The following is a 10,334-nucleotide window of genomic DNA, read 5'->3' on the forward strand; positions in this document are numbered from 1 at the left end:
TGAAATGTTGAAATGATTGAAGTATCGTTCGGCCATGGACTCAAACCTCGTTGTACGCGCGCTGAGCGCGCTGGCCCACGAATCGCGCCTTGCAATCTTTCGCCTGCTGGTCGTAGCAGGACCAGACGGCAAAGCTGCCGGGGAAATTGCCCAGCAACTGGGGCTGTCTCCTTCGAGCCTGTCCTTCCATTTGAAGGATCTGTCGCACGCCGACCTGGTGAAGTCGCGGCAGGAGGGACGCTTCATCTTCTACACAGCGAATTTCGATGCGATGACGGGCCTGATCGGGTTTCTCACGGAGAACTGCTGCGCCGGCACCCCCTGCGCCGCGAGCAGCGTTTCCGACTGCTGCGGAGATGCGCCATGAAGCGTATGCGCCTGCACGTTGCCGTCGTGAATCTGCCGCGGCATGCGCTGGACCGAAACGCGATCCAGCGAGAGATGCGCGCGATCGGCGAGCGTCCGTTCGAGGAATCGGATGAGCAGCACTGATACCACCGATACGCTGGCCGGTGGCGCAAGACCCGCCATCGGCTTCTTCGAGCGATACCTGACGGTATGGGTCGCGCTCTGCATCGTGGCAGGCGTGCTTCTCGGACAAGCGCTGCCCAACGTCTTTCAGACCATCGGCCGGGTCGAGGTAGCGCAGGTGAATCTGCCTGTTGGCGTACTCATCTGGATCATGATCGTCCCGATGCTGATCAAGATCGATTTCACGTCGATGGGGCAGGTCGGCCGGCACTGGCGCGGCATCGGCGTGACGCTGATCGTGAACTGGCTCGTCAAGCCGTTTTCGATGGCGTTGCTCGGGTGGGTGTTCATTCGGCACGTGTTTGCGCCGTGGCTTCCCGCGGACCAGCTCGACAGTTATGTGGCCGGCCTGATCCTCCTGGCCGCTGCGCCATGCACGGCGATGGTGTTCGTCTGGTCGCAACTGTGCAAGGGCGACCCGTACTTCACGCTATCGCAGGTCGCGCTGAACGACGCGATCATGATTGTGGCTTTCGCGCCGCTGGTCGCGCTGCTGCTGGGGTTGTCGTCCATTACGGTGCCCTGGAACACGCTGATCATTTCGGTTGCGCTATACATCCTGATCCCGGTGGTACTTGCGCAGGCACTGCGCCGGCGCCTGCTCGCGAATGGCGAGGCGCATTTCCGGCGAGTGGTGTCCCGGTTCGGCCCATGGTCGATCGGTGCTCTGCTCGCAACGCTGGTGCTTCTGTTTGCCTTCCAGGGGCAGGCCATCGTTCGGGAACCGCTGGTGATCGTCATGCTGGCCGTGCCGATCCTGATCCAGGTGTTCTTCAACTCGGGGTTAGCCTATCTGCTCAACCGACGGCTGAATGTTGAGCACTGCGTGGCGGGCCCGTCGTCGCTGATCGGCGCCAGCAATTTCTTCGAGCTGGCGGTGGCGACGGCCATCAGCCTCTTCGGCTTCCATTCCGGAGCAGCGCTGGCGACCGTAGTCGGCGTTCTGATCGAGGTGCCCGTCATGCTGGCGGTTGTCGCGATCGTGAATCGCTCGCAGCGCTGGTACGACTCGACAGACGTCAAACAGGGACAACGCGTATGAGCGTCACCATCTATCACAACCCGGACTGCGGGACCTCGCGCAACACACTCGCGATGATTCGCAACGCTGGCATCGAGCCCACGATCGTCGAATACCTGAAGACCCCACCGGAGCGCACGACGCTGATAGATTTGCTGGCACGTGCAGGCCTGACCGTTCGTGACGTTCTGCGCGAAAAGGGTACGCCCTACGCTGAACTGGGGCTCGCGGATCCGACGCTCACGGATGAGCAGTTGCTGGACGCGATCGAACATCATCCCATCCTCCTCAACCGTCCTCTTGTGATTACGCCGCTCGGTGTACGACTTTGCCGACCGTCGGAACGCGTGATCGACATCTTGCCCGCGGCGCAGCAGGGACCGTTCGTCAAGGAAGACGGTGAGGTTGTCATCGACGCCGATGGCCGGAGGGTTCGGTAATGCTGCACGACCTGCCGAACGTCAGCGCATCGCACCTGGACACACCGGATCTGCAGAAGCTCGAACCCGGCGCAGTTTCACCGCACGCGCCGCGCATCCTGCTGCTCTACGGCTCGCTGCGTCCCACGTCGTACAGCCGGCTTCTCACTCTCGAATCCGAACGCATCCTGCGCCATTTCGGCGCGGAAACCCGGGTTTTTGACCCGGATGGCCTGCCGCTCGCAGACAGCGTCCCGGCCGATCATCCGAAGGTGGTCGAACTGCGCAAACTGTCTGAGTGGTCCGAGGGGCAGGTATGGTGCAGCCCGGAGCGTCATGGAACCCTGACGGCCGTTTTCAAAAACCAGATCGACTGGTTGCCGCTCGAAATTGGCGGTGTTCGCCCCACTCAAGGTCGCACGCTCGCGGTCATGCAGGTAAGCGGCGGGTCGCAATCGTTCAACGCCGTGAATGCGCTGCGGGTTCTCGGTCGGTGGATGCGTATGGTGACCATTCCGAACCAGTCATCGGTGGCGAAGGCCTGGCAGGAGTTCGACACCGATGGCCGGATGAAGCCCTCGGCCTTTTACGATCGCATCGTCGACGTGATGGAAGAACTGTACAAGTTCACGCTGCTGGTACGTGACCGATCGGACTACCTGACCGATCGCTACAGCGAGCGCAAGGAAGCGCGGCCGGAACTTGCAACGTCGCTGGCGGACGCCGCCATGAACCATGAGGCGCTAGCGGCCAATGCCGACTCCGACGACAGCGAAACCGAGTGACGGCGACAGCCCACGCGGCATGGTTGCAACATGGGCGCTCGCCGTTGCGCAGCTCGTCTCCTGGGGTTCGATCTATTACGCGTTCTCCCTTTTCGTCGTTCCGATGGAAACCGCGATGGGATGGAGCCGGACCGCGACCAACGGAGCACTCTCCATGGGCCTCCTGATCTCCGGACTCGCGGCCTATCCCATGGGGACCTGGATTGATCGCGGCCACGGCCGGCACGTCATGGTCTGTGGGACCGTGCTGGCTGCGGCGATGCTCGCGTTGTGGTCACAGGCGCATAGCCTCGCGATGTTGTTCGTCGTCTGGGCCGGCCTGGGTGTCGCCATGGCGGCGACGCTTTACGATCCTGTGTTCGCGGTAATCACACGGGATTTTCCGGGCACCTTCCGCACGAAGATCACGTTGATCACGCTGGTAGCAGGCTTTGCCAGCACGGTTTTTATTCCCCTGACACAGGTTCTTGTCGACGGGTTCGGCTGGCGCGGCGCGTTGCTCACGCTTGCTGCAGGCAACCTGGCGGTCTGCCTTCCGGTTCATGTTTTCGCCATCCGCCGCGATGCGCCGCGCGAAGACCGTTCGGGTCACGAGGTCGCGTCACGGGCAGTCAACGCGGCGGCAACCCGACGTGCCTTGCGGACACCGGCGTTCTGGGCACTCGCGATGTGCTTCACGGCCTACTATGCGACATTTGCGGCGCTCACTTTCCACCTCGTTCCGCTGATGACAGAACGGCGGGCGTCGCCGGCACTGATCCTGACGACGATGGCGGTTATCGGTCCGGCGCAGGTGCTCGCGCGCGTGCTGTGGTTCACGCTTGGCCGCAACGTTCGACCGGCTGTCATCGGTGTCGTGATTACAGCGGCGTTTCCGATGTCGGTAGTCGTTCTCATGATCGCCGGCACGTCGCCGGCATGGCTGATCCTGTTCGCGATCGTCTACGGCGGTGCAAACGGCATGATGACGATCCTGCGCGGAACGATCGTGCAGGATGTGATGTGGACAGAAGGTTACGGAGCCGTGAGCGGATTGCTTTCGATGCCGTCGAACGTTGCCAAGGGCATTGCACCGATCACGGCAGCGGCAATCTGGACGATTGGCGGCAGTTATGTGGCGGTCGAATGGACCGTGCTGCTGGTTTCGCTGATTTCGGCCGTTGCGTTCATTCTCGCGATGCGCTTCACTTCGGAGAGGAAATTCGGTGGGCGTCAGGCCAATTTCGAGTGAGCGTCCAGCTTTGCTTTCCGTCTCACCCGACAAACCGCGCGTATGTGAAGCTCAGCGCCGCAGACTATCCGCGATACTTCGATGCAGCATGTCGAGCGCCTGATCGATTTCGGCGTCGCTGATCGTCAGCGGCGGCGCGAGCCGGAACACGTCGCTCATTCCCTTCAGTTGCACGATGTTCATGTGCAGTCCGAGTTCAAGACAGCGCGCGGTGATCGCGGCGGACAGTTCCGGCGCGGGCGCCTTGCTGTCCTTGTCCGCGACGATCTCGATGCCGAGCAGCAGCCCTTCGCCGCGCACGTCGCCGATGCAGCGATGGCGCTGCTGCAACTCGACGAGCCCTTGCCGCAGCCGCGAACCCGCCTGGTTCGCGCGCTCGACGAGACCATCGCGCTGCACGATCTCGATCACCTTCACACCGACCGCCGCCGGCAGCGGGTCCGACACGTGCGTCGTATAGAACAGGAAGCCGTTGTCGTGCGCGCGTTCTTCGATCGCGCTGGTCGTCAGCACGGCCGACAGCGGAATGCCCGCACCGAGCGTCTTCGACAGCGTGAGGATGTCGGGCGTCACGCCGTCGCGCTCGCACGCGAACATCAGGCCGGTGCGGCCGATCCCTGTCTGCGCCTCGTCGACGATCAGCAGCATGCCGCGCTCCGCGCATTTGCGTTGCAGCGCGCGCAGATAGCCTTCGGGCAGCGGAATCAGGCCGCCCGAGCTGAGAATCGGCTCCGCGATAAACGCGGCGAGACTGCCCGACGACTGGCGGTCGAGCAGATCGAATGCATAGTCGAGCTCGGCGCTCCAGTCGTAGCGACCGTTGCGTTCGAACGCGGGACGGTACGGGTAGGGCGCGGGAATCGCGAACGAACCGACCGCAGCCGGCCCGTAGCCCGCGCGTGCCGCGCTGTAGGTCGACGATGCGGCAGCACCCGTCATCCCGTGCCACGAGCGCGCGAAGCTCACGACTTCGTACTTGCCGGTGACGAGCTTCGCCATCCGGATCGCCGCCTCGTTCGCTTCGGCGCCGGTGCTGAGCAACAGCGAGCGATCGAGGCCGGCGGGTGCGATATCGGCGAGGCGTATCGCGAGATCGACGACGGGCCGCGACAGCATGCCGCTGAACAGGTGCGTGAGTTCGCGTGCGCTGTGCGCGATGACTTCGGCGATCTCCGGATGCGCATGGCCGAGCACGGCGCTCATCTGGCCGGACGTGAAATCGAGGATCTGACGGCCGGTCGAATCGACCATGTACGAACCGCTGGCGCGTTCGATAATGACGGGCGAGAATGAACCGCCGTAGCGGATCAGATGGCGCTGCGCGGCGGACCAGAAGGCGGTATCGGACAGGACGGTCATGAGGGAGGTTCCCGATGCGAGGGTTGTACTGAAGTTTGGGGAGCTTTTGACAGAAGCGCCCGCATGCCCCGATGCTAGAACGGAACGCCGCGCCGCTGGAAACGAATACTGTTGATGGCTGCCATTTACGGCCTTGATGCGGCCTTAGTTGCTGCTACGCGCTTTTCCCTGAAGACATGGCCCACCTCGATATCGATCTGCTTAGAACCTTCGTCACGATCGCCGATACGCGTTCGCTCACGCGCACCGCGACCGAGGTTGGACGCACACAGTCCGCGATCAGCATGCAGGTGCGGCGCATCGAGGAAATCACCGGCGGCGAGGTGCTGCTGCGCACGGTGCGCGGCGTCGAGCTGACCGCGCGCGGTGAAACGCTGCTGCGTCACGCACGCGAACTACTGCGCATTCACGACGCGGCGCTCGCCGAACTGACCGGCCGCAGTCTCGCCGGCGCGATTCGCCTCGGTTGCCCGGACGATTACTGCATCGCGTTTCTTCCCGTGCTGCTGCGCGAGATCGCCGCACGCCATCCGCGCGTCGCGGTGCATCTGGTGTGCGCACCGACCACGCACCTGCGCCGGATGCTGCGCGACAAGCGCATCGATCTCGCGCTGATCTCGCTTGCGCCCGGCGATGACGGCGAAACGGCCGTGCGTCATGAAAAGCTCGTATGGGTCGGCGCGCACGCACACGCTGCGGAGCGCGACGGATCGCTTGCGCTTGCGCTGTCCGAGCCCGACACGCTCGATCATCAGGCGGCGCGGCGTGCGCTCGATGGCGCGGGCATCGCGTATCACGTCGCATGCGAGAGCGCGAGCAAGGACGGTCTGCTCGCGATGGTCCGCGCGGGCATCGCGATCGCGGTGCTGGCCGAAGGCGCGGTGCCCGCCGATCTGCTGATTCTCGACGGCGAGGCGGGGTTGCCGCCGCTACCTGTGCTCGGTGTCGCGGTTGCGTCGTCGCACGGCAGCGGCGACTCGCTGCTGGTGGGGAGTCTGAAGGCGTTGCTGGTTGGGGCGCTGAGTGCGGCTTGAGTGCTGCTTCAGCGCGGCAAGGCCTCGCATGCGGCCGAAATATGCCCAAACGCCAGTGGTTTCATTACAAATAAAAAGGGTTGCGCCGTTTGACACATGCCGCGCGTCGAAAAGTCGCGCGCCTGTCTAACGGCTCTTCATGCGATTTCCCGGGTGAAGGGCTCATTCACGCACCTGTCCGGAGGGAACGGCATGAGCAGGATATCTGAACGATTGAATGGATGGACCCGTAGCGCAAGATTTCCACTGTGGGCACTGCTGCTATGCATGGGGATGCTGGGTTCGCCGGCGGCGCGCGCATTCACGCCGGCCGAGCAGGACGAAGTCCAGCACTTCACGTTGACGGAAGATTTTCTGCAACGCTATGCGGCCGCCAGCCAGGAAGTTCATGCGCAAGGTCACAGCGCGCAACCGGTTCAAACACCCAAAAAGACGTCGGCCGGGGCATCCACGATCGATACGCTCACAGCCAGCGTCGAACAGTCACCCGGCGAAATGGCGATTCTGCAACGGCATGGTCTGACCGCGCGGCAGGCCGTGCTGGGCAGTATCGTGTTGGGGAGTGCGCGGCTGCAGGACATGAGGAGCGCGAATCCGGAGATCGCAAAGCGGATGGGTGCCTCGAAGGACGTGAGCCCTGCGAACATGGCGTTTTATCAGTCGCACAAGGAAGCGATTCACCAGATGCTGGCTGTGAAGCCTCATTAGCGAAAGCGCCGCGGTTACATGCTCATCTGCCCTCCAGGCGTTCGGCAAGCTTGACATCCTCGTCAACAACGCGGGTGTCTACAAAGTGGATTCGCTTGATACGCTAACAGCCGAAAGCTTCGACGAGCACTTCAACCTGAACGTACGCGGCCTGCTCCTGACCACCCAGGCTGCGGCTCGTGTTATGACTGCCGGCGGCGTCGTCGTCAACATCAGTTCAGGCCTTGCCAACAGTCCCTATGCGATGGTTCATGTCTATTGCGCCACCAAGGGCGCAGTGAACACGTTGACCCGCTCGCTCGGGATGGAACTTGGCCCACGCGGCATCCGCGTAGTGGGCATCGCGCCGGGCTTCGTCCACACCGAGGGCAATGCCGAGTCGGCAAAAGGAATGGACGAGTACTTCATCGCCAAAACGCCGCTTGGCCGGGTGGGCAAGCCGAAGGACATCGCAGCCGCAGTCTCCTACGCTGTCTCGGATGACGCCGGCTGGGTGACCGGCAGCACGATCGATGTCGCTGGCGGGATGGTCTTTTGAATCGGGATCAACATCGTTTTGCCACCGGGCGAACATCGCCGCCCGGGCAGCGATAGCTCAAGCGCTTTCCACAACGCATCACTGATTCGCTGTCTTGTCATCCAGCCTCAAACGTTTACCCCTCGCTTCCGGATGACAGGTTTTGTTAGCGAGTCTAAGCGTTCATTCTGCAGCCCATTCGGCAAGCGTCGCGATCGTATTGATGTTGCGCGCGGTGCCAGCTTTCGCGGCAGGAATCTTCAGCTTCGAGTTCCCCATCCCGTCGCCGTAGTGCACGTAGATTTCGTGCGTGCCGAGGGCGACTTCCTCGTTGCGTTGACCGTTCATGTGCGCAAGCGCATCGGTGGGCGGTGGGCCGTCGAGAAAGATCGCAACCGTGCGATTCGGCGCGGCCGATGCGAACGGATTCGCCGCGAGCACCGCGGCCATTTCGGGCCCAGTGCGGATCGCTACGCCGACCGGCTTGCCGGCCCACGCTTCGAGCGCGGCTTCGAGTTTCTTTTTCACACCCGCCTTCGACAACCGGCTCGCGAACACGACGTTGCCGCTCGCGATATACGTGCGCACGTCGGTGCAGTCGATCGATTCGCAGATCGACCGCAGCTCGGCCATCGGCAGCTTGCCGGTGCCGCCGACGTTGACGGCGCGAAGAAGGGCGATGTAAGTGGTCATGGGCGGAAGATCGGGTTAGCGCTTGCGGCGCACGGCAAATGCCTGGCTGCATGGCATCGCGAGCATTGACTGTACCTCGGACGACATGTCGTCGGGACGCCAGGCCATCGCAATCTTCAGTTCGACGTGCTCTGACCGGTCATCCAGTTCCTTGTAGACGACACCGTGATGCGGACTGGTGCGCACCTGTGCCGGGAGCAATACGACACCCATTCCCGCGGCCACCAGGCTCACCATGCTCGACATCTGCCATGCCTCCAGCGCGATGTGCGGACTGAATCCCGACTGCTCGCAGGCCATCAGGAACTTGGCGTGAAGACTCGGAATCCGGTCGGGCGGGAAGGCCATGAACGACTCGCCGGACAGATCCTTCAACAGAAGTTTTCGGGCTCTGGCAAGGCGGTGATTGCGCGGCAACACGGCGACGAACCGCTCCACTTCGATCGTGCGAAACGCAATATCCGCCGCATTGGCCAACGGCAGGCGAACGATACCCAGATCGATCTTGCGCGCATGCAGGCTCTCGATCTGCTCTTTCGACGTCAATTCCCGCAGATCAACGTGAATGGCTGGAAAGCTGTCCTTGAACTCGCGCAGCACTCTCGGCAGCAATTCATAGCTGACCGAGCCCACGAAGCCGATCGAGATGCGTCCCGCACCGCCCTTACTGGCACGTCGCGCAGTGTCGATGGCGCGTTGACCGTGCGCCAGCAATTCACGGGCTTCGGAGAGAAACGCGCGCCCCGCCGGCGTGAGCGCAACGAAATGCTTCGAACGCGTCAGCAAGGTGACGCCGACGAGTTCCTCGAGCTTCCTGATGGCCTGGCTGAGCGGCGGCTGCGCCATATTCAGACGCTCCGCCGCGCGGCCGAAATGAAGCTCTTCAGCGACGGCAATGAACTGATTGAGAAGACGGGCGGGAATCATGGTGAGACAAACCGTGTATCAAAGTGCACATAATACATATTGGACGAGTCTGACGAACGATAGCAATCTTTGATCTCGGACACCCATGTCAGCAACCGGGATGAGCTTCGTCGTCTATGGCACAGAAAACCTGTTTCATTCGTCTTTCCGATGTGCCGGGATATCACCCGGCCAATCACGTCGGCACGCTAAACCGGCGGATCATCGGCCGCGAGACGGTCGGTGCAAGACAGCTTGAGGTGCTGCACGGCACCATCGAGAAAGGCAAGGGCGCACTGCCGCATGCTCACCCCGGCATCGAACAGGTTTGCTACATGCTCGAAGGCCGCGCTGTCGCCGAAGTCGACGGTCAGCGTTGCGAACTCGGACCGGGCGATTGCTGCTTTTTCCCGCCCGATCTGATGCATGTCTTTACGGTCGTCAGCGACGAGCCCGCCAAAATTCTCGTGATCTACTCGCCGCCCTACGAGGAATCCCCGGAGCGCGTGATCCGCGCAACGGATGCCACCTGAATTTCACGCGCCAAACCGGTTGCGAAAGCATTGCCGCAGTTGCACCGCATTGCCCGAAAAGAAATGGATCAGCGCAAAAGAAGCAGCTGACCGCCCGACATAAAAAAGCATCTGCAGGAGACATCATGCTGGCCTTGACCGGACTTATCGCGGTATTGACGCTGCTCACGCTCATCCTGACGAAGCGGATGTCGCCGCTCGCCGCGCTGATCACCGTGCCGATCGTTGCCGCGCTCGTCAGCGGTTTTGGCTTGCGAACGGCTGCCTTCATCGTGAAGGGCATCGAGAGCGTGTCGTCGGTGGTCGGGATGTTCATCTTCGCGATCGTGTTCTTCGGCATCGTCACCGACGCCGGCATGCTCGACCCGATCATCAACCGCATCCTGCTGATGATGCGCGGACGGCCCACGCGAATCCTGACCGGCACCGCGCTGCTCGCACTCCTGATTCATCTCGATGGCTCCGGCGCGGTGTGCTTTCTGATCACGGTTCCCGCGATGCTGCCGGTCTTCGATCGCCTCAAGATGGACAAGCGCCTGCTGACCTGCATGGCGGCGCTGGCTGCGGGCGTCAACTTCATGCCGTGGACCGGTGTGA

The 10,334-nt window shown here is 62.5% G+C and carries 14 protein-coding genes; 11 read left to right on the top strand and 3 right to left on the bottom strand.

Going from position 1 to position 10,334, the window contains the following annotated elements; genetic code table 11:
• Positions 1-34: 34 nt before the first annotated feature.
• The 6 genes from ACREXZ_RS25750 to ACREXZ_RS25775 are packed head-to-tail and all read left to right on the top strand — an operon-like array spanning position 35 to position 3,987.
• On the top strand, positions 35-367 hold the full coding sequence (locus tag ACREXZ_RS25750; RefSeq protein ID WP_431766948.1) for an ArsR/SmtB family transcription factor: 333 nt from the start codon (positions 35-37) through the stop codon (positions 365-367).
• Complete coding sequence (locus tag ACREXZ_RS25755) at positions 364-492, top strand: hypothetical protein (RefSeq protein WP_431766949.1); 129 nt, start codon at positions 364-366, stop codon at positions 490-492. Before ACREXZ_RS25750 ends, ACREXZ_RS25755 begins: the two co-directional genes overlap by 4 nt.
• Complete coding sequence (gene arsB / locus ACREXZ_RS25760; protein WP_431766950.1) at positions 479-1,573, top strand: ACR3 family arsenite efflux transporter; 1,095 nt, start codon at positions 479-481, stop codon at positions 1,571-1,573. Before ACREXZ_RS25755 ends, arsB begins: the two co-directional genes overlap by 14 nt.
• Positions 1,570-1,992, top strand: a complete 423-nt coding sequence (arsC, locus tag ACREXZ_RS25765; protein WP_431766951.1) for an arsenate reductase (glutaredoxin) — start codon at positions 1,570-1,572, stop codon at positions 1,990-1,992. Before arsB ends, arsC begins: the two co-directional genes overlap by 4 nt.
• Positions 1,992-2,756, top strand: coding sequence for an arsenical resistance protein ArsH (gene arsH / locus ACREXZ_RS25770; RefSeq protein WP_431766952.1), 765 nt, complete (start codon positions 1,992-1,994; stop codon positions 2,754-2,756). Before arsC ends, arsH begins: the two co-directional genes overlap by 1 nt.
• Positions 2,725-3,987, top strand: a complete 1,263-nt coding sequence (locus ACREXZ_RS25775; RefSeq protein WP_431766953.1) for an MFS transporter — start codon at positions 2,725-2,727, stop codon at positions 3,985-3,987. Before arsH ends, ACREXZ_RS25775 begins: the two co-directional genes overlap by 32 nt.
• Positions 3,988-4,038: 51 nt before the next feature.
• Here the strand turns inward: ACREXZ_RS25775 and ACREXZ_RS25780 are convergent, their stop codons facing one another.
• Complete coding sequence (locus ACREXZ_RS25780) at positions 4,039-5,346, bottom strand: aspartate aminotransferase family protein (protein WP_431766954.1); 1,308 nt, start codon at positions 5,344-5,346, stop codon at positions 4,039-4,041.
• 176 nt (positions 5,347-5,522) lie between these two features.
• On the opposite strand from ACREXZ_RS25780, the gene ACREXZ_RS25785 reads away from it, so the two are divergent.
• From ACREXZ_RS25785 to ACREXZ_RS25795, 3 genes are all read left to right on the top strand, one after another.
• Positions 5,523-6,380 (top strand): LysR family transcriptional regulator, encoded by an 858-nt coding sequence (locus tag ACREXZ_RS25785; RefSeq protein WP_431766955.1) that lies wholly within the window; start codon positions 5,523-5,525, stop codon positions 6,378-6,380.
• A 192-nt stretch (positions 6,381-6,572) separates the two neighbouring features.
• Positions 6,573-7,088, top strand: a complete 516-nt coding sequence (locus tag ACREXZ_RS25790; RefSeq protein ID WP_431766956.1) for a hypothetical protein — start codon at positions 6,573-6,575, stop codon at positions 7,086-7,088.
• Complete coding sequence (locus tag ACREXZ_RS25795; protein ID WP_431766966.1) at positions 7,084-7,626, top strand: SDR family NAD(P)-dependent oxidoreductase; 543 nt, start codon at positions 7,084-7,086, stop codon at positions 7,624-7,626. Before ACREXZ_RS25790 ends, ACREXZ_RS25795 begins: the two co-directional genes overlap by 5 nt.
• A 162-nt stretch (positions 7,627-7,788) precedes the next feature.
• Here the strand turns inward: ACREXZ_RS25795 and ACREXZ_RS25800 are convergent, their stop codons facing one another.
• Together ACREXZ_RS25800 and ACREXZ_RS25805 are read right to left on the bottom strand one after the other, a co-directional pair.
• On the bottom strand, positions 7,789-8,298 hold the full coding sequence (locus ACREXZ_RS25800) for a DUF1697 domain-containing protein (RefSeq protein WP_431766957.1): 510 nt from the start codon (positions 8,296-8,298) through the stop codon (positions 7,789-7,791).
• Between the two features lie 15 nt (positions 8,299-8,313).
• Positions 8,314-9,225: a LysR family transcriptional regulator gene (locus ACREXZ_RS25805; protein ID WP_431766958.1), complete on the bottom strand. Its 912-nt coding sequence runs from the start codon at positions 9,223-9,225 to the stop codon at positions 8,314-8,316.
• Positions 9,226-9,341: 116 nt separating this feature from the next.
• Between ACREXZ_RS25805 and ACREXZ_RS25810 the strand changes: the two genes are divergently transcribed.
• Complete coding sequence (locus tag ACREXZ_RS25810) at positions 9,342-9,737, top strand: cupin domain-containing protein (RefSeq protein WP_431766959.1); 396 nt, start codon at positions 9,342-9,344, stop codon at positions 9,735-9,737.
• Positions 9,738-9,862: 125 nt separating this feature from the next.
• Positions 9,863-10,334 (top strand): SLC13 family permease (locus ACREXZ_RS25815; RefSeq protein ID WP_431766960.1); only part of this gene is annotated, 472 nt, incomplete at its 3' end.

Origin of the sequence: Paraburkholderia sp., from assembly GCF_050742655.1 — a bacterium.
In the GTDB taxonomy this organism is placed as follows: domain Bacteria; phylum Pseudomonadota; class Gammaproteobacteria; order Burkholderiales; family Burkholderiaceae; genus Paraburkholderia.

Coding starts and splice junctions, on each gene's coding strand:
- ACREXZ_RS25785 (WP_431766955.1), top strand. CDS start 5,523: ATGGCCCACCTCGATATCGATCTGCTTAGAACCTTCGTCACGATCGCC.
- ACREXZ_RS25810 (WP_431766959.1), top strand. CDS start 9,342: ATGGCACAGAAAACCTGTTTCATTCGTCTTTCCGATGTGCCGGGATAT.
- ACREXZ_RS25755 (WP_431766949.1), top strand. CDS start 364: ATGAAGCGTATGCGCCTGCACGTTGCCGTCGTGAATCTGCCGCGGCAT.
- ACREXZ_RS25750 (WP_431766948.1), top strand. CDS start 35: ATGGACTCAAACCTCGTTGTACGCGCGCTGAGCGCGCTGGCCCACGAA.
- ACREXZ_RS25775 (WP_431766953.1), top strand. CDS start 2,725: ATGCCGACTCCGACGACAGCGAAACCGAGTGACGGCGACAGCCCACGC.
- arsB (WP_431766950.1), top strand. CDS start 479: ATGAGCAGCACTGATACCACCGATACGCTGGCCGGTGGCGCAAGACCC.
- ACREXZ_RS25780 (WP_431766954.1), bottom strand. CDS start 5,346: ATGACCGTCCTGTCCGATACCGCCTTCTGGTCCGCCGCGCAGCGCCAT.
- ACREXZ_RS25800 (WP_431766957.1), bottom strand. CDS start 8,298: ATGACCACTTACATCGCCCTTCTTCGCGCCGTCAACGTCGGCGGCACC.
- ACREXZ_RS25805 (WP_431766958.1), bottom strand. CDS start 9,225: ATGATTCCCGCCCGTCTTCTCAATCAGTTCATTGCCGTCGCTGAAGAG.
- arsC (WP_431766951.1), top strand. CDS start 1,570: ATGAGCGTCACCATCTATCACAACCCGGACTGCGGGACCTCGCGCAAC.
- ACREXZ_RS25790 (WP_431766956.1), top strand. CDS start 6,573: ATGAGCAGGATATCTGAACGATTGAATGGATGGACCCGTAGCGCAAGA.
- arsH (WP_431766952.1), top strand. CDS start 1,992: ATGCTGCACGACCTGCCGAACGTCAGCGCATCGCACCTGGACACACCG.